The sequence below is a fragment of the Serratia sp. KG1D genome (assembly GCF_037150675.1).
Classification (GTDB): Bacteria; Pseudomonadota; Gammaproteobacteria; order Enterobacterales; family Enterobacteriaceae; genus Serratia; species Serratia nematodiphila.
Map to the genome: position 1 here is coordinate 110,061 of NZ_JBAGIH010000004.1, position 20,068 is coordinate 130,128.

General features: G+C 58.5%; 19 protein-coding genes. 11 read left to right on the forward strand and 8 right to left on the reverse strand.

The genetic code is table 11. The features are described from left to right. Positions 1-99: 99 nt before the first annotated feature. On the reverse strand, positions 100-741 hold the full coding sequence (msrA, locus tag WFM45_RS18620; RefSeq protein ID WP_048325839.1) for a peptide-methionine (S)-S-oxide reductase MsrA: 642 nt from the start codon (positions 739-741) through the stop codon (positions 100-102). Between the two features lie 304 nt (positions 742-1,045). Between msrA and tamA the strand changes: the two genes are divergently transcribed. The 3 genes from tamA to WFM45_RS18635 are packed head-to-tail and all read left to right on the forward strand — an operon-like array spanning position 1,046 to position 6,929. Then, on the forward strand, positions 1,046-2,764 hold the full coding sequence (tamA, locus tag WFM45_RS18625) for an autotransporter assembly complex protein TamA (RefSeq protein WP_249339672.1): 1,719 nt from the start codon (positions 1,046-1,048) through the stop codon (positions 2,762-2,764). Next, positions 2,761-6,579: an autotransporter assembly complex protein TamB gene (gene tamB / locus WFM45_RS18630; RefSeq protein WP_336956790.1), complete on the forward strand. Its 3,819-nt coding sequence runs from the start codon at positions 2,761-2,763 to the stop codon at positions 6,577-6,579. The genes tamA and tamB overlap by 4 nt, the downstream gene beginning before the upstream one ends. A 2-nt stretch (positions 6,580-6,581) precedes the next feature. After that, positions 6,582-6,929, forward strand: a complete 348-nt coding sequence (locus WFM45_RS18635) for a gamma-glutamylcyclotransferase family protein (protein ID WP_004933596.1) — start codon at positions 6,582-6,584, stop codon at positions 6,927-6,929. Positions 6,930-6,981: 52 nt separating this feature from the next. On the opposite strand, the gene ppa is transcribed toward WFM45_RS18635, so the two are convergent. Beyond that, positions 6,982-7,512, reverse strand: coding sequence for an inorganic diphosphatase (gene ppa / locus WFM45_RS18640; RefSeq protein ID WP_004933594.1), 531 nt, complete (start codon positions 7,510-7,512; stop codon positions 6,982-6,984). A gap of 260 nt (positions 7,513-7,772) precedes the next feature. Between ppa and WFM45_RS18645 the strand changes: the two genes are divergently transcribed. Further along, the gene (locus WFM45_RS18645; RefSeq protein WP_336956792.1) at positions 7,773-9,326 is read left to right on the forward strand and encodes a methyl-accepting chemotaxis protein; all 1,554 of its coding nucleotides are present in this window, start codon (positions 7,773-7,775) and stop codon (positions 9,324-9,326) included. Positions 9,327-9,371: 45 nt separating this feature from the next. On the opposite strand, the gene fbp is transcribed toward WFM45_RS18645, so the two are convergent. Continuing rightward, positions 9,372-10,376: a class 1 fructose-bisphosphatase gene (gene fbp, locus WFM45_RS18650; RefSeq protein WP_004933587.1), complete on the reverse strand. Its 1,005-nt coding sequence runs from the start codon at positions 10,374-10,376 to the stop codon at positions 9,372-9,374. Between the two features lie 169 nt (positions 10,377-10,545). Here fbp and mpl point away from each other — a divergent pair, with 169 nt between their 5' ends. After that, positions 10,546-11,925: a UDP-N-acetylmuramate:L-alanyl-gamma-D-glutamyl-meso-diaminopimelate ligase gene (gene mpl / locus WFM45_RS18655; protein ID WP_004933582.1), complete on the forward strand. Its 1,380-nt coding sequence runs from the start codon at positions 10,546-10,548 to the stop codon at positions 11,923-11,925. A gap of 196 nt (positions 11,926-12,121) precedes the next feature. Here the strand turns inward: mpl and yhcN (WFM45_RS18660) are convergent, their stop codons facing one another. The 3 genes from yhcN (WFM45_RS18660) to argR all read right to left on the reverse strand — a co-directional run bounded on the left by yhcN (WFM45_RS18660) (position 12,122) and on the right by argR (position 13,643). Beyond that, positions 12,122-12,385 (reverse strand): peroxide/acid stress response protein YhcN, encoded by a 264-nt coding sequence (gene yhcN, locus WFM45_RS18660; RefSeq protein ID WP_004933578.1) that lies wholly within the window; start codon positions 12,383-12,385, stop codon positions 12,122-12,124. 120 nt (positions 12,386-12,505) lie between these two features. Beyond that, positions 12,506-12,769, reverse strand: coding sequence for a peroxide/acid stress response protein YhcN (yhcN, locus tag WFM45_RS18665; protein WP_004933574.1), 264 nt, complete (start codon positions 12,767-12,769; stop codon positions 12,506-12,508). A gap of 403 nt (positions 12,770-13,172) precedes the next feature. Further along, entirely contained in the window at positions 13,173-13,643 is a 471-nt protein-coding gene (gene argR, locus WFM45_RS18670; RefSeq protein ID WP_004933572.1) for a transcriptional regulator ArgR, read from the reverse strand. 464 nt (positions 13,644-14,107) lie between these two features. On the opposite strand from argR, the gene mdh reads away from it, so the two are divergent. Beyond that, positions 14,108-15,046, forward strand: a complete 939-nt coding sequence (gene mdh / locus WFM45_RS18675) for a malate dehydrogenase (RefSeq protein ID WP_004933569.1) — start codon at positions 14,108-14,110, stop codon at positions 15,044-15,046. Between the two features lie 66 nt (positions 15,047-15,112). Here mdh and WFM45_RS18680 read toward each other — a convergent pair whose 3' ends face one another. Next, complete coding sequence (locus tag WFM45_RS18680) at positions 15,113-15,373, reverse strand: helix-turn-helix domain-containing protein (RefSeq protein ID WP_004933567.1); 261 nt, start codon at positions 15,371-15,373, stop codon at positions 15,113-15,115. Positions 15,374-15,554: 181 nt separating this feature from the next. On the opposite strand from WFM45_RS18680, the gene WFM45_RS18685 reads away from it, so the two are divergent. After that, positions 15,555-15,911 carry a DNA-binding protein gene (locus tag WFM45_RS18685; protein ID WP_033631624.1) on the forward strand — a complete coding sequence of 119 codons (357 nt, stop codon included), beginning with the start codon at positions 15,555-15,557 and terminating at the stop codon, positions 15,909-15,911. A 50-nt stretch (positions 15,912-15,961) separates the two neighbouring features. Here WFM45_RS18685 and ispB read toward each other — a convergent pair whose 3' ends face one another. Next, positions 15,962-16,933, reverse strand: a complete 972-nt coding sequence (gene ispB, locus WFM45_RS18690; RefSeq protein WP_016929331.1) for an octaprenyl diphosphate synthase — start codon at positions 16,931-16,933, stop codon at positions 15,962-15,964. Positions 16,934-17,203: 270 nt separating this feature from the next. Between ispB and rplU the strand changes: the two genes are divergently transcribed. The 4 genes from rplU to cgtA all read left to right on the forward strand — a co-directional run bounded on the left by rplU (position 17,204) and on the right by cgtA (position 20,056). Next, positions 17,204-17,515, forward strand: a complete 312-nt coding sequence (gene rplU / locus WFM45_RS18695) for a 50S ribosomal protein L21 (RefSeq protein WP_004933561.1) — start codon at positions 17,204-17,206, stop codon at positions 17,513-17,515. Between the two features lie 17 nt (positions 17,516-17,532). Continuing rightward, positions 17,533-17,790, forward strand: a complete 258-nt coding sequence (gene rpmA, locus WFM45_RS18700; RefSeq protein ID WP_004933559.1) for a 50S ribosomal protein L27 — start codon at positions 17,533-17,535, stop codon at positions 17,788-17,790. A gap of 105 nt (positions 17,791-17,895) precedes the next feature. After that, entirely contained in the window at positions 17,896-18,867 is a 972-nt protein-coding gene (locus WFM45_RS18705) for a DMT family transporter (protein ID WP_082997128.1), read from the forward strand. A gap of 16 nt (positions 18,868-18,883) precedes the next feature. Next, entirely contained in the window at positions 18,884-20,056 is a 1,173-nt protein-coding gene (cgtA, locus tag WFM45_RS18710; RefSeq protein ID WP_004933553.1) for an Obg family GTPase CgtA, read from the forward strand. The last annotated feature ends 12 nt before the right edge of the window (positions 20,057-20,068 follow it).

Here is a 20,068-nt window from a genome sequence, read left to right on the forward strand (position 1 = left end):
GAAGGGAAGCTATCGGGCCGCAGAAGCGGCCCGCATAGTATAGCAGTTGCCCCACAGGAGCCGCCAGCGGTTAAAAAAGTGCCGCCGGCCGGCATCAAATCAGCCCTGCGGCGGCAGGCAAACGCCGATGCCGCCCAGCCCGCAGTAGCCTTCCGGGTTTTTGAACAGGTACTGCTGATGATCGTCTTCCGCGTAATAGAACGGCAGCGCCGGCGCGATCTCGGTGGTGATGGCGCGCTTGTCGCCCGCCGCGTCCATCGCCTGCTGGAAGCGTTGCAGGCTGCTTTCCGCCTCTGCCTGCTGCTCTGGGCTCAGCGTATAAATCGCCGAGCGGTACTGCGTGCCGACGTCGCCGCCCTGGCGCATGCCCTGCGCCGGATCGTGATTTTCCCAGAACAGCTGCAGCAGCTGTTTGTAGCTGACGACCTGCGGATCGAACACCACGCGCACCACTTCGGCGTGGCCGGTCTGGCCGCTGCACACTTCGCGGTAGGTCGGGTTCGGCGTGTAGCCGCCGCTGTAGCCGGCGGCGGTGCTGTAGACGCCCGGCTGTTGCCAGAACAGGCGCTCAACGCCCCAGAAACAGCCCATGGCGAAAATCGCCACCTCCATGCCGGCCGGCACCTGAGTCATCGAGTGTTCGGTGACGACGTTGAGCGTTGCGACAGGCATTGGCGTGGTGCGGCCAGGCAGCGCGCTTGCCTTATCGACGGTTTGTGATTTATCAAAAAATGGCACCACGGTTGACTCCTGTTGTCACAGTAAGAATTGACCCTACATGGCGGCGGTTCGGTTGTATCTCACCGCGTCTTTGCCCACAATAAGCGGCAAGTTGGATTTTGTATAAGCTTAACGCAGTATTTTGAGCGCCAAAAGTGAAGAATTCGCCTGTTGCGCGGCGGTGGCAAAGCGCGGCGGGCGGCGTCCGGAAGAAGGTTGAAGAGGGCTGCCGTCATGATAGCGCGGAGTCTGCCCTGGCCCCGGAGCGAACACCATAACAGGACAGTAAAATCAATAAGGAGAACACGTGCCAAAGTACCCGGTCATGTGCTTGATATCTGTGTTGCTTGCGGCACCTGCAGCCTATGCGGCGAACGTGCGGCTGCAGGTGGAGGGGTTAAGCGGAGAGTTGGAAAAAAACGTCCGGGTGCGGCTGTCGTCGATCACGCCTGAAGAGGTCGGCACCGACGGCCGCTTCCGCGCACGGGTGGACGAGGCGGTGCGCCAGGGGCTGCGCGCGCTCGGCTATTACCAGCCGACCATCGAGTTTACGCTGGACGATCGGCCGGGGATGTCGCGCCCGGTGCTGCATGCCAAGGTCAATCCGGGCGAGCCGGTGCGGATCGCCGGCGCCAACATCGTGCTGGAAGGCGGCGCAAAGACCGATGAGGACTACCTGACGCTGGTAAAGAAGGGGCGGCCGACCATCGGCGAGATCCTCAACCACGGCAAGTATGACAGTTTCAAAGGCTCGCTGACCGGCCTGGCGCTGCGCAAAGGCTACTTCGACGCCGACATGACCAAAAGCCAGCTCGGCGTGGCCGAAGATCTGCACAAGGCGTTTTGGGATATCGATTTTAACAGCGGCGAACGTTACCGCTTCGGCAAGGTGAAATTCACCGGTTCGCAAATTCGCGAAGACTATCTGCAAAATCTGGTGCCCTTTCATCAGGGGGATTACTACAGTTCGGAGGATTTGGCCGAGCTGAACCGCCGTTTGTCCGCCACCAACTGGTTCAACTCGGTGGTGGTGTCCCCTGATTTCAACGATGCCAAAGAGAACAAGATTTTGCCGTTGGACGCGCTGGTGACGCCGCGCACGCGCAACACCGTCGAAACCGGTATCGGTTATTCCACCGACGTCGGCCCGCGGGTGAAAGGCACCTGGAAAAAGCCCTGGCTCAACGATCGCGGGCATAGCCTGGAAACCAGCGCCAGCGTGTCGGCGCCGGAGCAGCAGCTGGATCTGACTTACAAGATCCCGCTGCTCAAGAACCCGCTGGAGCAGTATTACCTGTTGCAGGGCGGGCTCAAGAACGTCGATCTTAACGACACCAAATCCGTGACCTCCAAAGTGGTGGCCTCGCGCAACTGGGATCTCTCCAGCGGCTGGCAGCGGGCGATCAACCTGACCTGGCGCTGGGATAACTTTACCCAGGGCAACGTCAGCAACACCACCATGCTGCTGTACCCCGGCGTCAGCTTCAATCGCACCCGTTCGCGCGGCGGGCTGATGCCGACCTGGGGCGACAGCCAACGCTATTCCATCGACGTGTCCGACACCTCCTGGGGCTCCGGCGTGGACTTCGCGCTGATGCAGGCGCAGAACGTCTGGATCCGCACCCTGGCCGACAAGCATCGCTTTGTAGCGCGCGGGCAGGTGGGCTGGATCGAAACCAACGACTTCGACAAGGTGCCGCCGGATCTGCGCTTCTTCGCCGGCGGTGACCGCAGCATTCGCGGTTACAAGTACAAAGACATTTCGCCGCGCGGTGACGACGGCAAGCTGACCGGCGCCTCCAAGATGCTGACCGGCTCGCTGGAGTACCAATACAACGTGACCGGCAAATGGTGGGGGGCGATGTTCGTCGATTCCGGTGAAGCGGTGAACGATATCAAGCAGAGCAACTTCAAGACCGGCGCCGGCGTAGGCGTGCGCTGGCAGTCGCCGGTGGGGCCGGTGAAGCTGGATATCGCCGCGCCCGTGGGGGACAAGGACACCCACGGGATGCAGTTCTACATCGGTTTGGGGCCTGAACTATGAGCCTGGTTAAAAAGATTTGCCTCGGATTTCTGATCATTCTGCTGTTGCTGATCGGCGGCCTGGCCTTCCTGGTGGGAACCACCACCGGTTTGCATATGGTCATCAACGGCGCGGCGCGCTGGGTGCCGGGGTTGGAGATCGCCGGCGTCAGCGGCGGCTGGCGCGATCTGACGCTGAAGGGCGTGAAGTATCAGATGCCGGGCGTGACGGTCAACGCCGGGCAGTTCCATCTCTCTCTCGATCTCTCCTGCTTTAAACGCAGCTCGCTGTGCGTCAACGCCTTGACCGCTCAGGACGTGGACGTGGCGGTGAACACCAAAGAGATGGCGCCCTCCGCGCCGGTGGAGGAGAGCAGTGAGCCGACCACCAATCTCAGCACCCCTTATCCGATCACCCTGCGCCTGTTGGCGCTGAATAACGTCAAGGTCACCGTCGACGATACCGCCATCTCTCTGGCCGAGTTTCGCACCGGCGCGCAGTGGCAAGAGCGCGCGCTGACGCTGATGCCGACCAAGATCGGCTCGTTGCTGATCGCCTTGCCGAAAACGCCGCAAAATCCGTTGCCGGAAGCAGTGCAACCGGCGGTCGAGGTGGCGAAAAAGGTCGGCGAGCAGGTCACCGACGCGGCGAAACCGGCGCGGCAGCCGGAGGAGAAGCCGCTCGGCGAAACGCTGAAGGAACTGTTCGCTAAACCGCTGTTGCCGGATCTGCCGGACATCCGCTTGCCGCTGGATATCACCGTGAAAGAGATCAGCGGCGAACAGCTGCGCTTGACCGGCGATACCGACGTGCTGATCACGAGCCTGTTGCTGCAGGCCAGCACGCAGGATCAGCATATCCAGCTGGACAACTTCGACGTGAAGTCGCCGCAGGGCACGCTGTCGGTGCAGGGGCAAGCGACCCTGACCGGCGACTGGCCGGTGGCGCTGACTGCCAACAGTGCGTTGAATATCGAGCCGCTGAAGGGCGAGAAGGTGAAGCTGAACATCGGCGGTGGGCTGCGCGATGAGCTGAAGGTGGCGCTGAACCTGTCCGGCCCGGTCGGCGCCCAGCTTGATGTGCAAACCCGGCTGGCCGAAGCCGGCCTGCCGCTGGCGCTGACGCTGCAGAGCAAACAGCTGAAATGGCCGCTGAGCGGCGAGGCGCAGTACCAGGTTAACGATTTCCGCCTGCGCTTTAACGGCAAGGCGACCGACTATGCGCTGTCGACGCGCGCCAATCTGAAAGGCCAGGATCTGCCGCCGGCGGTGCTGATGCTGGACGGCAAAGGCAACGTCGAGCAGTTCAAGCTGGAGCGCCTGCGGCTGGCGGCGCTGCAGGGCAATACCGATCTCACTGCGTTGGTGGACTGGAGCAAGGCCATCAGCTGGACCTCGCAATTGACGCTGAGCGGCATCAATACCGCCAAGCAGTGGCCGGAATGGCCGGCGAAACTCGACGGCAAGATCACCACGCGCGGCAGCCTGCACGGCGGCAGCTGGCAGCTGCAGGTGCCGGTGCTGCAGCTGGACGGCAACGTGAAGCAGAACAAGGTCACGGCGCGCGGCACGCTGAGCGGCAACGCCGCCGGGCAGTGGAAAATCCCCGGCATCGATCTGACGCTGGGGCGCAACCAGCTGAACGTCAAAGGACAGCTGGACGAGAAGAGCTGGAACCTGGACGCCAACATCGACGCGCCGCGTCTGGACGGCGCGCTGCCGGGCCTGGGCGGCACCGCCAAAGGGCTGCTGAAGCTGCGCGGCAATCTGCAGGCGCCTCAGCTGCTGGCGGATTTGACCGCCTCCGGTTTGCAGTGGCAGGCGCTGCGCATCAACCGGGTGAAGATCGACGGCGACGTGCGCTCCGCGGATCAGATCCAGGGGCAGCTGGCGGTACGCGTCGAGCAGCTGAAGCAGGACGCGCTGGAAGTCAGCCTGCTGACCCTCGACGCCAAAGGCAGCGAGAAGCAGCATCAGCTGCAGCTGAAGATCGACGGCAAACCGGTCTCCGGCCAGCTGGCGCTGCAGGGCAGCTTCGATCGTCAGCAGCAGCGCTGGCGCGGCAATCTGAACAATACCCGCTTCGATACGCCGGTGGGGGAGTGGCGCCTGACGCGCGCCATCGCGCTGGACTACCTGAACACCGCGCAGAAAATCAGCATCGGGCCGCACTGCTGGCAGAACCCGAACGCCGAGCTGTGCGTGCCGAAGACCATCGAAGCCGGCCAGAGCGGCCAGGCCAGCGTGGTGCTCAACCGGTTCGATCTGGCGATGATCAAGCCGTTCCTCGGCCCGGAGACCGCCCTGAGCGGCGTGTTCACTGGCCGGGCCGACGTCAGCTGGAAACCGGGCGGCGCGCTGCCGGAGGCGAAGGTCACCCTGGCCGGTAACGGCGTCAAGGTGGTGCAGCAAGTACAGGGCAATGCGCTGCCGATCGCCTTCGATACGCTGACCCTCAACGCCGGCCTGAACAACGGCCGCGCGCAGGCCGACTGGCGGATCAAACTGACCAACAACGGCCAGTTCGACGGCAATATCCAGGTGGCGGATCCGCAGGTGCGGCGCACCATCAGCGGCAATGTCAATATCACCAACATCTCGCTGGCGCTGATCAACCCGGCGCTGATGAAGGGCGAAAGCGCGGCGGGCATGCTGAACGCCAACCTGCGCCTGGGCGGCAGCGCGCAGAAGCCGCTGGTGTTCGGCCGTCTGGCGTTGGATCGGGCGAAGGTGCAGGGGCACTGGATGCCGTTCGATATGACCGACGCGCGGCTGGCGGTGAATTTCAACGGCATGACCTCAACGCTGGAAGGGCTGCTCAGCACCACGCGCGGCCAGCTGAATCTGGCGGGCGACGCCGACTGGCGTGACATCAACGCCTGGCGCGCGCGCATCGCCGCCAAGGGCGACAAGCTGCGGGTGACGGTGCCGCCGATGATCCGCATCGACGTATCGCCGGATCTGGTGTTCGAAGCCACGCCGCAGCTGTTCTCGCTCAACGGCAAGGTCGATATTCCCTGGGCGCGCATCACGGTGCAGGAACTGCCGGAAAGCGCGGTGGGCGTCTCTTCCGACGAGGTGATGCTGGACGATCAGCTGAAGCCGATTCAACCGAAGACCGCCTCGATCCCGATCAACAGCAATCTGATGATCCACGTCGGCAACGACGTGCGGCTGGACGCCTTCGGCCTGAAAGCCCGCCTGAAGGGTGATTTGAAAGTGGTGCAGGACAAGAAAGGGCTGGGCCTCAATGGCCAGATTGACATCCCTTCCGGTCGCTTCCATGCTTATGGTCAGGATTTGATCGTGCGTAAAGGGCAGCTGATGTTCTCCGGCCCGCCGGATCAGCCGCTGCTCAATATCGAGGCGATCCGTAACCCGGAATCCACCGAGGACGACGTGACCGCCGGCGTGCGCGTGACCGGCCTGGCGGATGCGCCGAAGCTGGAAGTGTTCTCCGATCCGGCCAAATCGCAACAGGAAGCCCTATCTTATCTGCTGCGCGGTCAGGGCTTAAGCAGTTCCGGCGCCGACGGCAACGCCATGACGTCGATGTTAATCGGCATGGGGGTTGCACAAAGTGGTCAACTTGTGGGTAAAATCGGCGAGGCATTCGGCGTGAGTAATTTGGCTCTGGACACTCAAGGGGTTGGCGACAATTCCCAGGTTGTCGTGAGCGGCTATGTCCTCCCAGGCTTACAAGTAAAATATGGGGTGGGCATTTTCGACTCGCTGGCCACGCTGACGTTGCGTTATCGCCTGATGCCTAAGTTGTATCTTGAAGCGGTGTCTGGTCTCGACCAGGCATTAGATTTGCTCTATCAGTTTGAGTTTTAGCGATGCGAATAATTGTCTACGGCAGTTTACGGCGCAAACAGGGAAACAGCCATTGGATGACCAACGCCCAATGGCTCGGCGAGCACGAGCTCGAAGGCTATCAGATTTATAATCTGGGCCATTACCCGGCGGCGATCCCTGGAGAGGGCACGATACATTGCGAAGTGTATCGTATTAACTCATCGATTCTGGCAGAGCTGGACGAACTGAAAAGCAACACCAAGGACTATAAGCGCGAGCTGATTCAGACGCCTTATGGGAGTGCGTGGATCTACCTGTATAAACACAGCGTGGACGGTTACCCGCGAATTACCAGCGGTGACTGGCTGAAACGCCTCGAAGATCAGTAATAAAAAAACACCGCTCAATGAGCGGTGTTTTTTCATCGGACGGCGGCGAAAATTACTTCTTGGCAGCGCGTTCGAAGGAAGCGATGATTTCCGCTTTCGCTGCGGCAGCGTCTGCCCAGCCTTCCACTTTCACCCATTTGCCTTTTTCCAGATCTTTGTAGTGCTCGAAGAAGTGAGCGATCTGGGCTTTCAGCAGTTCCGGCAGGTCGTTCACGTCTTTCACGTGATCATACTCTTTGGTCAGCTTGCTGTGCGGTACCGCAACCAGCTTGGCGTCTTCACCGGCTTCGTCGGTCATCTTCAGCACGCCAACCGGACGGCAGCGGATCACGGAGCCCGGCTGCAGCGGATATGGGGTTGGGACCAGCACGTCAACCGGATCACCATCAAGAGACAGAGTGTGGTTGATGTAGCCGTAGTTGCACGGGTAGAACATCGCGGTGGACATGAAACGGTCAACGAACAGCGCGCCGGTTTCTTTGTCGATTTCGTATTTGATTGGATCGGCGTTGGCCGGGATTTCGATTACTACGTAGATGTCTTCCGGCAGGTCTTTGCCAGCTGGGACCAGATTCAAGCTCATGTCGGTTTCCTTTAATCATCAAACCAGAAATGGAGTGGCGGCTATTATAGCGGACTCTTTTGCGATTTCCTGCCCTTTTCATCGTCGAAAACCCAGTGTCTCTGCGCGCGGAGAATTTCCAGATTAATCCCGCCGCGGCATGAAGTTTTGCCTCCGCCTGCCGATAACTTCAACAAACAATAATGAGCCAGCAAAGCTGGCTCCGCGTTTTGCCACCCCTACTACGTCTGATCTCACTATTCTGAAGCCGGGAAGAACTCATGCTAAAAAAGATTACGGTGAAGGCTGGGCTGATCGCCCTGCTGAGCCTGATGACCATGCTGCTGATCATGGTCAGCGTTATTGGCGTCAACGCGATTAACGAAGGATCGCGCTCGATCCATACCTTAAACCAGATCCTCGGCGAAGAGCTGGGCTCGCTGGCCAACAGCTCCAACCTGACGCTGCGCGCCCGAACCGCCGCCTCGCTGGCGGTGCGCCAACGGGAGATCGGTCAGACTGATGTCTCCGACGCCACCGTGGGCCGCATCTACGGCTACCTCGAGCAGTCGAACAAGGAAATGGCGCGCTTTGTCGGCGTCGGCACCGTGACCGAGCGCGGCCGCGAACTCTCCAATCGTCTGCAAAACAGCTATCGCGCCTACCTCGAGCAGGGCGTGAAGCCGATGGCCGCCGCCATCAAGGCCGGTAAAATCGATGAGTATTACCATATTCAGGAGACCCGCATCTCTGCGTTGAGCATCGCGTTTGAAAAGGATCTCAGCGATTTCCGCAGCTTCGCCATGAAGCTCGGCGAAAAGCAGGTGTATGACGCGGAAAACAACGCCAGCACCAAGATCTCGCTGATCGTGGTGGCGGGCCTGCTCAGCGTGCTGCTGGCGGTGCTGGCCTGGTTTGCGTTGCGGGTGATCATTTTGCGTCCGCTGGATGAGTCCATCGCGCAGCTGGAATACATCGCCGGCGGCGATCTGACCCATGAGATCCGCGGCGAGGGCGATACCGAGATGGGCCGCCTGGTGCGGGCGATGCAGCGCATGCAGCAGGCGCTGGCCAATTCGGTCAGCAAAGTGCGTGACGCCAGCAGCCAGATCGACACCGGTTCACGGGAACTGGCGGCCGGTAACCTGCATCTGGCGCAGCGCACCGAAGAATCGGCCGCTTCGCTGGAAGAGACTGCCGCCAGCATGGAACAGCTGACCTCGACGGTGAAAATGAACGCCGAGAACTGTGAACAGGCCAACCAGCTGGCGCTGAGCGTGTCCGATATCGCCAACCAGGGCAGCGACGTGGTCAGTCAGGTCATGAGCAAGATGCAGGCGATCACCGACAGCTCGCGCCGTATCGCCGACATCATCAGCGTGATGGACGGCATCGCCTTCCAGACCAATATCCTGGCGTTGAACGCAGCGGTGGAAGCGGCGCGCGCCGGCGAACAGGGCCGCGGTTTCGCGGTGGTGGCCGGCGAAGTGCGCAATCTGGCGCAGCGTAGCGCCCAGTCGGCGAAAGAGATCAAAGGGTTGATCGAAGCGTCGCAGAACCGGGTGCAGGAAGGCGAGCAGATGGTGGAGTCGGCGGCGCAGACCATGAGCGGTATCACCGGTGAAGTGGGCCGGGTGACGGCGTTGATGCGTGAGATCTCGGCGGCGACGCGCGAACAAAGCAGCGGTATCGAACAGGTGAATCTGGCGGTGGCGCAGATGGATCAGGTGGCGCAGCAGAATGCGGCGCTGGTGGAAGAGTCGGCGGCGGCGACGCGCTCGCTGGAAGATCAGGCTCAGCTGCTGGCGCAGAGCATGGCGGCGTTCAAGCTGTAAGGCGATAAGGGTTCGGCGCGGCGCCGAACCCTTGCCAGTAACGCGTTACTCGTCCGGGTTTTCGGCGATGAAGCGTTCTGCGTCTTCTACCATCGACTTGGTGCCGACGAAGAATGGCGCGCGCTGGTGCAGTTTCACCGGCGTGATGTCCAGAATGCGATTTTTGCCGTCGCTGGCCTTACCGCCGGCCTGTTCGGCCAGGAACGCCATCGGGTTGCATTCGTATAGCAGGCGCAGCTTGCCTTGCGGGTGGCTGGCGGTGCTTGGGTAAATGTAGATGCCGCCTTTCAGCAGGTTGCGGTGGAAGTCCGCCACCAGAGAACCGATGTAGCGCGAGGTATAAGGGCGCTGCGTCGCTTCGTCCTGCTCCTGGCAGTACTTGATGTATTTCTTCACGCCGAGAGGGAACTTGATGTAGTTGCCTTCGTTGATGGAATACATGTTGCCGCTCGCCGGGAAGCGCACTTTCTCGTGAGAGAGGCAGAACACGCCCAGAGACGGATCGTACGTGAAGGCGTGGACGCCGTAACCGGTGGTGTACACCAGCATGGTGGACGAGCCGTAAACCACGTAACCCGCGGCGACCTGGGCGCTGCCCGGCTGCAGGAAGTCTTCTTCGGTCACCGGCGTGCCGACCGGCGTGATGCGACGATAGATAGAGAAAATCGTACCGACCGAGACGTTGACATCGATGTTGGACGAGCCGTCCAACGGATCCATCAATACGACATACTTGGCATTTTCAGCTCGCTCGCCGTCGAATATCACGATTTCATCTTCTTCTTCGGAAGCGATACCCGCAACTTCACCACGCGCTTTCAACGCCGCTTTCAGTTTTTCGTTCGCGTACAGGTCCAGTTTCATCTGAACTTCGCCCTGTACGTTGGACACCCCGCTGGTTCCCAGAATATCAACCAGGCCGGCCTTGTTGATGTCGCGGTGGATGATTTTGGCGCCCAGTTTAATTGCAGAAAGTAACGCGGTCAGCTCGCCGGTGGCGTGAGAGAAGTCGTGCTGTTTCTCGACGATAAATTCGCCTAACGTTTTCATGACACAATCCCTGAATCTACGGATGGATAGCGGCCTGTTAACAAACCGCCAACGTTTTCGCGTGCAGTGTAGCCCAAAGATGCGCGCCATTCATAGGCAAATCCATTTCTTCTGGACGATTCTGAGCGTTAGAATATGCCGACATTCGATGCACTCACATGAGAAACCTATGCGCATTCACATTCTTGGGATCTGTGGCACCTTTATGGGCGGGCTGGCGATGCTGGCGCGCTCACTGGGGCATGACGTCACCGGTTCGGACGCCAACGTCTATCCGCCGATGAGCACGCTGCTGGAGAACCAGGGGATCGATCTGATTCAGGGTTATGATCCCGCCCAGCTGGATCCGGCGCCGGATCTGGTGATCATCGGCAACGCCATGACGCGCGGCAACCCGTGCGTGGAGGCGGTGCTGGAGCGTGGTATCCCTTACGTTTCCGGCCCGCAGTGGCTGCACGACGCCGTGTTGCGCGATCGCTGGGTACTGGCGGTCGCCGGCACCCACGGTAAAACCACCACCGCCGGCATGGCGACCTGGATCCTCGAGGCCTGCGGCTACCAGCCCGGCTTTGTCATCGGCGGCGTGCCGGGCAACTTCGACGTATCGGCCCGCCTCGGCGGCAGCCCGTTCTTCGTGATCGAGGCCGACGAGTATGACTGCGCGTTCTTCGACAAACGCTCCAAGTTCGTGCACTACAGCCCGCGCACGCTGATCATGAACAACCTGGAGTTCGACCACGCCGATATTTTCGACGATCTGAAAGCCATCCAGAAACAGTTCCACCACCTGGTGCGTCTGGTGCCGGGCAAAGGCAAAATCATTCTGCCGGACAACGACAGCCACCTGAAGCAGGTGATGGCGATGGGCTGCTGGAGCGAACAGGAGCTGGTGGGCGAAGAGGGCGCCTGGCGCGCGCAGAAGCTGACGCCGGACGCCAGCCATTACGCAGTGTTCCTCGACGGTGAGCAGGTCGGCGAAGTGAAGTGGGCGCTGGTGGGCGAGCACAACATGCATAACGGCCTGATGGCTATCGCCGCGACTCGCCACGTCGGCGTGCAGCCGGCGGATGCCTGCCGCGCGTTGGGCGATTTCATTAACGCCCGTCGCCGTCTGGAGCTGCGTGGCGAAGCCAACGGCGTCACGGTTTACGACGATTTCGCGCACCACCCGACGGCGATCCTGGCCACTCTGGCCGCGCTGCGCGGCAAGGTCGGCGGTACGGCGCGCATTCTGGCGGTGCTGGAACCGCGATCCAACACCATGAAAATGGGCATCAGCAAAAACGATCTGGCGCCTTCGCTCGGCCGTGCCGACGAAGTGTTCCTGTTCCAGCCGCACCACATTCCGTGGCAGGTCGCGGAAGTGGCGGATGCCTGCGTGCAGCCGGCGCATTGGAGCGCGGATCTCGACACGCTGGTGGACATGGTGGTGAAAACCGCACAGCCGGGCGACCACATTCTGGTGATGAGCAACGGCGGTTTTGGCGGCATTCACGATCGCCTGCTGGACGCGCTGGCGAAAAAGCAGGAACCGAAGGTGACCTACTGATCGCTTAGCCGCATCAGCCAACAAAGGGCCGCATTCGCGGCCTTTTTTACGCCCATAAAAAAGCCCTCGCGAGCGAGGGCAACGGGGTTCGTCGGATAGGACGACGAGAGGGTCTCTGGGAAATCGGCGTTTGCGTCAGAACTCGGCAGTGGCAGTGACGAGGGTAATCAGCTCTGCAAAGCCGTTCCCAGAGTTGTTATTTGTAAATCTCGGCGGTGGCGTGGTAGTTGCCTTCGTTACGCGCTTCGATCACGCGGTAGGCGGTCGCGCCTTTCGCGTCGGCTTTCTCCGACAACGCCTGGCGAATGTCGGTCGGCGCGCCGTCGATGCCGCTGACGGTAATGGTGCCGATAGATTGCAGATTGGCGGTCTGATCGTTAGTCACCAACTGGGCGGCAGACGCGCCGAAGGAGATGACGGACAGCAAACCGAGTGCAGCAACAGTAGTTTTCATGTTCATGATAGCGATCCTTGGTCATAACAGCCTGGAAGGGCTTGGCAGCGATTTTTATTCTTGAAGGCCGTTATGACAGCGTTTGATTCCAGAGATGTATTGCCCGTTGCCGGGTAATGCCGTTACTTATTTGTAGATTTCAGCGGTCGCGTGGAAGTTGCCGTCGTTGCGCGCTTCGATCACGCGGTAAGCGGTCGCCCCTTTGGCGTCGGCTTTGTCGGACAGTGCCTGGCGAATGTCGGAAGGCGCAGCGGCGACGCCGCTCACGGTGATCACACCGGCGGGCTGCAGTTTTGCGGCCTGGGTTGCATCAACAGATTGTGCTGCGAATGCACCAAAGGAAAGCATGGACAGAACGCTCAGGGTTGCAACGGTAGCTTTAATTTTCATCATCTCACCTCATCGTATTCTTTTATCAGTTCCAACGAACTGTGATTCAGTTCACGAAAATGAGTATACAGCTAGTAACGCGAAAAATTAATAGTTCGCTAACAGTTGCTAGTGAAACTTTAACCTCATGATCCTTATTTTTTATAACCGTAAGGAATAAAAAACGCTCATAAAACGATCTTTTGATGTTAAATTTATGTAATTTCAATAAGGTAAGTGATTTTGACCAAAAGTGCGGAAGATCACAGTGGGTACTGCTGGTTACATGGAGATGTCATGGAAATGTGTTGTTGCGGGATAAAAAAGCAGTGTTAAACGCGGTTGAAGGCTGGGAAGGTAACGCGAGGGTTAAAGAAGCGCTAACAAAATGCGGTTTACAGCCGCACTTTGTTAGCGCCAGGTTTCACAGCTCTTGTTCGAACACGCCCAGGATCGCTTCATGCAGCTTCTGAGCGGTAAAGCCGTTGGACGGGGTGACGAAAATCGTGTCGTCGCCGGCAATTGTGCCGAGGATACCCTGGGATTTACCCAGTGAGTCGAGCAGGCGGGCGATCAGCTGTGCGGCGCCCGGGCTGGTGTGGATCACCACGACGGCATCGTTATGGTCGACGTCGAGCACCAGATTCTTCAATGGGCTGGTGGTGGTCGGCACGCCGAGTTCGGCAGGAAGGCAATACACCATTTCCATTTTGGCATTGCGCGTACGTACCGCGCCGAACTTGGTCAGCATGCGCGATACTTTGGATTGGTTAATGTTTTCGAAGCCTTCTTCTTGCAGCGCCAAAACGATCTCGCCTTGAGAACTGAATTTTTCTTCTTTCAATAACGCTTTGAACGTCTTGATCAGATCTTCCTGTTTTGCGGGATTACGCATTTTGCACCGTGGAATGTTGATAGTGGAAGTCATGATTATGCATATAGATGAATTTTTATGCAACAAAGGCCGCCCCAAAGAAAATAAAAATGACCGGACGGCGAGGAAAGGGCGGCATTTTAACAAAATCCGGCCGCGATGAATATGCCCTTTTGACGACGGAAAATCGGCCTGCGGTGGTAAATAAAATGTTATTAAAATGATGTTGTTCTGATGTTGCGTAAGGGTGTAATGTAACGGCCGGTTAACTTGCTCGTGAATAACCTCGCACTTTTTTTGATTAGTGTGCGCTATGCCCTTCATGCGTAAGCGATTTAATCTAAAATGGGCGCGACAGCGGCCGTTTTATTACACCTGCAGGCAAGAATTGGCTAATTTATTGTTTTGAAAGGTGTAATAACGTAAGGTCCGTAACCAACACATTCACGGCGCTTTATATATTTAAGATAATAAAGGAGTATAGGATGAAAGTTGCAGTTCTCGGTGCTGCTGGCGGTATCGGCCAGGCCCTCGCCCTTCTACTCAAAACCCAGCTTCCTTCAGGTTCTGAACTCTCTCTCTACGACATTGCCCCCGTTACCCCAGGCGTTGCCGTCGACTTAAGCCACATCCCAACCGCAGTTAAAATCAAAGGCTTCAGCGGCGAAGACGCGACTCCGGCTCTGCACGGTGCGGACGTGGTGCTGATTTCCGCCGGCGTGGCCCGTAAGCCAGGCATGGATCGCTCTGACTTGTTCAATGTTAACGCCGGCATCGTGCGTAACCTGATTGAGCAAGTGGCGAAAACCTGCCCGAAAGCCTGTATCGGCATCATCACCAACCCGGTTAACACCACGGTCGCCATCGCGGCGGAAGTGCTGAAAAAAGCCGGCGTTTACGACAAGAACAAACTGTTCGGCGTGACTTCGCTGGATATCATCCGTTCCAATACCTTCGTGGCCGAGCTGAAAGGCAAGCAGCCTGAAGAACTGAACGTGCCGGTGATCGGCGGCCACTCTGGCGTGACCATCCTGCCTCTGCTGTCGCAGATCCCTGGCGTGAGCTTCACCGATCAGGAAGTGGCGGATCTGACCAAACGTATTCAGAACGCCGGCACTGAAGTGGTGGAAGCCAAAGCCGGCGGCGGGTCTGCAACGCTGTCCATGGGCCAGGCGGCCGCCCGTTTCGGTCTGTCTCTGGTGCGTGCGCTGCAGGGCGAGAAAGGCGTTGTGGAATGCGCTTACGTTGAAGGCGACGGCAAATACGCTCGCTTCTTCGCGCAGCCGCTGGTGCTGGGCAAGAACGGCGTTGAAGAACGCAAAGATATCGGCACCCTGAGCGCCTTCGAGCAGAAAGCGCTGAACGAGATGCTGGACGTGCTGCATAAAGATATCGAACTGGGCGAGAAGTTCATCAATAACTGATCGACACCGATAGTCAGCCGATAAACGCCGCCGGACGCTGTTCCGGCGGTTTTTTTTGCCCCGCGTTCACGATTTGATGCGTGCTTTGCGATCCAGCAGGCAATCGCTGTGCGGATCGTAATAGCGGCTTGGCCAGATCTCCGAAGGGTGGATGCCTATCGCTTCGGCGATCAGCCATTCCCCCTTTGGCCACGGGCGCGACAGCGCATTGGCCAGCGTCGATGAGCTTAATCCGGCCTTGCGCGACACTGCCGCCAGCGTGGTGCCCTGCTTGCGTAGCGCCGCGATGATATCTGCCGGATGCCAATCTGGGTTCCTTGAATTCATGTTTACATTCCTTTTCTGATTAGCCAAAGTTGCGTTAGTGGTATAACTAACGGGTCATGGTTAAGCGTTTGAACAACGTGAAACGCTTATTAGGAAACAAGAATACCATTAAATTTCCTAAAAAATACCCAAGTAATTTCCAAAAAACGACATTGCCCACTATTGCCCAGAGATGATGGCTATGAAAAACGAGTGGTTTGCCGCCAAGGAACTGACAGGCATCGCAGGATTACCCTCCTCACCACAGGGAATCAATCTGATGGCCCGACGCGAAGGCTGGATCAGCCGCAGGCGTAAAGGCGTGCAGGGAAAAGCGTTGGAGTACCATATCGACAGCCTGCCTCCAGGCGTGCGTAACCTGCTGACGCTGAAAGAAGACGGGGCGGTATATGACGTAGAACGCCAGGATCCGTTGGCGGTCTGGATCGAGTATTACTACCATTTGACGGAGAGCGAGCGCGAGAAAATGGTGGCTTTCCTGATGCGGGAAGGGATTGGCGGCCTGCTGGCGCGTATCGACGAAGATAGCAATACCTAGGCAGGCCCGCGTGGGCGGGCCTGATGAATGTATTAAGAAATTAAAATTTCTTAAAAATCGCGTTGTACCGCCAAATGGGCCAAGCCCTCCAGCGCTGTACGGTGCTCTGATGCCGGCAAGACCTGCAGCGCGGCGATCGCCTTATCGGCTTCTTCCTCGGCGCGTTTGCGGGTGTATTCCAGCGAACCGCATTGCTGCATCGCCTGCAGCACCGGCTCCAGCAGGTGGCGGCCGTTGCCTTGCTCAATCGCGCCGCGGATCATGTCACGCTGGGCGTCGTCGCCGTTGTGCATCGCGTGCAGCAGCGGCAGGGTCGGTTTCCCTTCGTTCAGATCGTCGCCGGTGTTTTTGCCCAGCGTGCTGCCGTCGGCGCTGTAGTCGAGCAGATCGTCGATCAGCTGGAAAGCGGTGCCGAGGTAGCGGCCATAATCTTGCAGCGCCTGTTCTTGCTCAGCGCTGGCGCCGGACAGGATCGCCGACGATTGCGCCGCCGCTTCAAACAGACGGGCGGTTTTGCTGTAGATCACCCGCATATAACTTTCTTCGCTGATGTCGGGATCGTGCACGTTCATCAACTGCAGCACTTCACCTTCGGCGATGACGTTGACCGCCTCCGACATCAGCGCCAGCACGCGCAGGGATTCCAGGCTGGTCATCATCTGGAAGGCGCGGGTATAGATAAAGTCGCCGACCAGCACGCTGGCGGCGTTGCCGAACGCCGCGTTGGCGGTGGCTTTGCCGCGGCGCATGTCCGACTCGTCGACGACGTCGTCATGCAACAACGTGGCGGTATGAATGAATTCGATCAGGGCGGCTACGGTGACGTGCTTGTTGCCTTCGTAGCCCAACGCCCGCGCCGCCAGGACGGCGATCATCGGCCGGATGCGCTTACCGCCACCGCTGATAATGTAATAGCCAAGCTGATTGATGAGCGTGACATCGGAATTCAGCTGTTCGAGAATTGTTGCGTTCACGGCCGCCATATCTTGCGCGGTTAACTCGGTAATTTGCTCTAGGTTCATTGTGTTTTTTTCAGCTGTGTTTCTCTTCACCGCGTTGAGATCGCTGCTCACATCGGTACATGGCGGTAACTGTCCCTATGATTGTACTTGAAAAACGGTTCAGATAAACGCCACGAAAGAAACTGCGCTTTTTTTCTTCTTTTTTCTCCTTCTGGTCTTATTCTGCTCTTGTCATGCGCCGCTTTTTTGCGTAGAATTCGCGCCCTATTGTGAATATTTATAGCGCGCTCTGAACTAACACAGTCGGGCACGCGGAAAGCGGAGTTTTATATGTACGCGGTTTTCCAAAGTGGTGGTAAACAACACCGAGTAAGCGAAGGTCAGACCGTTCGCTTGGAAAAGCTGGACATCGCAACTGGTGAAGCGGTTGAGTTTGACCAGATTCTGATGATCGCTAATGGCGAAGATATCAAAATCGGCGTTCCTTTCGTCGATGGCGGCAAGATCAAAGCTGAAGTCGTTGCTCACGGTCGTGGCGAGAAAATTAAAATCGTTAAGTTTCGTCGTCGTAAACACCACCGTAAGCAGCAGGGCCACCGTCAGTGGTTCACTGACGTTAAAATCACCGGCATCAGCGCTTAAGTTAGGAGAGCGGATTAATGGCACACAAAAAGGCTGGCGGCTCGACTCGTAACGGTCGCGATTCAGAAGCTAAACGTCTGGGCGTAAAACGCTTTGGCGGCGAAGCAGTACTGGCAGGCAGCATCATCGTTCGTCAGCGCGGCACCAAATTCCACGCTGGTACCAACGTGGGTTGCGGCAAAGACCACACTCTGTTTGCTTTGAAAGACGGTAAAGTCAAATTCGAAGTTAAAGGCCCGAGCAATCGTAAATTCATCAGCATCGAAGCTGAATAATTTTTCGAGCCTTACGAAATAGATGTAAGCCCCGCAATTCGTTGCGGGGCTTTTTACATTTATGGGTTGCCTGAGGGCAGGCCCGTCAGCGTTGGCGAAGGTGATATGGATACGAAGCAGCAGGTCGGCGTTGGTATTTCTTTGGCGTTAACCACGGCGGTTTGCTGGGGCGCGTTGCCGATCGCGATGAAAGAAGTGTTGGTGGTGATGGAGCCGTTTACCGTTGTCTGGTATCGCTTTACCATGGCCGCCATCGGTTTGGGCGTGATCCTTGCGGTGCGCGGCAAGCTGCCGCGGCTGACGATGTTCCGCCAGCCGCGTTGGCTGCTGCTGTTGGCGATCGCGACGGCGGGGCTGCTGGGCAACTTTGTGTTCTTCAGCTCCTCGCTGCAATACCTGAGCCCGACGGCGTCGCAGGTGATTGGCCAGCTGTCGCCAGTCGGTATGATGTTCGCCAGCGTGCTGATTTTAAAAGAACGCATGCGCATCACCCAGGTCATTGGCGCTCTGATGCTGATTTGCGGGCTGATGCTGTTTTTCAACGTCAGTCTGATAGAGATCTTCACCCGGCTGACGGACTACACGCTGGGCGTCATGCTGGGCGTGTGCGCGGCGATGGTCTGGGTGAGCTATGGCGTGGCGCAGAAGGTGTTGCTGCGCCGGCTGGCTTCGCCGCAGATCCTGGTTATGTTGTACACTTTATGTGCGATTGCGTTGTTCCCTCTGGCCAAACCCGAGGTGATTTTCCAGCTTAGCGGCTGGCAATTGGCGTGCCTGCTGTTTTGCGGCGCCAACACGCTGATCGGCTATGGCGCGCTGGCGGAAGCGATGGCGCGTTGGCAGGCGGCGCAGGTGAGCGCGTTGGTTACGCTGACCCCGCTGTTTACCCTGCTGTTTTCAGATTTATTGGCGCTGGCTTGGCCCCAGGCATTCGCCATGCCGACGTTGAACATCGTCGGCTATGTCGGTGCGTTTGTGGTTGTGGCGGGCGCCATGTTTTCCGCAATTGGTCACCGGTGGTGGCCGCGACGGGCAGACCCCCCCCTGGTTGCTCCTTTGAAGCAGCCCGGTGAATGATTTACGGAGACGGTAAATGAAGTTTGTAGATGAAGCAGCGATTCTGGTCGTTGCAGGCGACGGCGGCAACGGGTGCGTCAGCTTCCGCCGCGAAAAATATATCCCCAACGGTGGGCCTGACGGCGGTGACGGTGGCGACGGCGGCGACGTCTACCTGCTGGCGGACGAGAACCTTAACACCCTGATCGACTACCGCTTTGAGAAGTCTTTCCGCGCCGAACGCGGCCAGAATGGCCAGAGCCGCGACTGTACCGGCAAACGCGGTAAAGACGTCATCATCAAGGTGCCGGTCGGCACGCGCGTGAAGGATCAGGGCACCGGCGAGATCCTCGGCGACATGACCCGCCACGAGCAGAAGCTGATGGTCGCCAAAGGCGGCTGGCACGGTCTGGGCAACACCCGTTTCAAATCTTCGGTCAACCGCGCGCCGCGTCAGAAGACGCTGGGCACCGCCGGCGAAGCGCGTGACCTGTTGCTGGAGCTGTTGCTGCTGGCCGATGTGGGCATGCTGGGGCTGCCGAACGCCGGCAAATCGACCTTCATCCGCGCGGTGTCCGCCGCCAAGCCGAAGGTGGCCGATTATCCGTTTACCACGCTGGTGCCGAGCCTGGGCGTGGTGCGCATGGATCACGAGCAGAGCTTTGTGGTCGCCGACATTCCGGGGCTGATCGAGGGCGCCTCCGAAGGCGCCGGCCTGGGTATTCGTTTCCTGAAACACCTGGAGCGTTGCCGCGTGCTGCTGCACCTGGTGGACATCGCGCCGATCGACGAATCCGATCCGGTGGAAAACGCCAAAGTCATCATCAACGAGTTGAACCAATACAGCGAAAATCTGGCGCAGAAGCCGCGCTGGCTGGTGTTCAACAAAATTGATGTGATTGGTGAGGAAGAAGCCGCCGAACGCGCCAAGGCGATTGTGGAAGGCATGGGCTGGGAAGGGAAGTACTACATGATCTCCGCCGCCAACCGTGAAGGCGTCAACGCGCTGTGCTGGGACGTGATGAACTTCATCAACACCCAGCCGAAAGCGATGGCGATCGAAGAAAGCGCACCGGAAAAAGTCGAATTCATGTGGGATGACTACCACCGCGAGCAAATCGCGGAAGTGGAAGCCGAAGCGGAAGATGACTGGGATGACGACTGGGACGAAGACGACGACGAAGGCGTCGAAATCATTTACCAGAAGTAATTCGGTGATAAA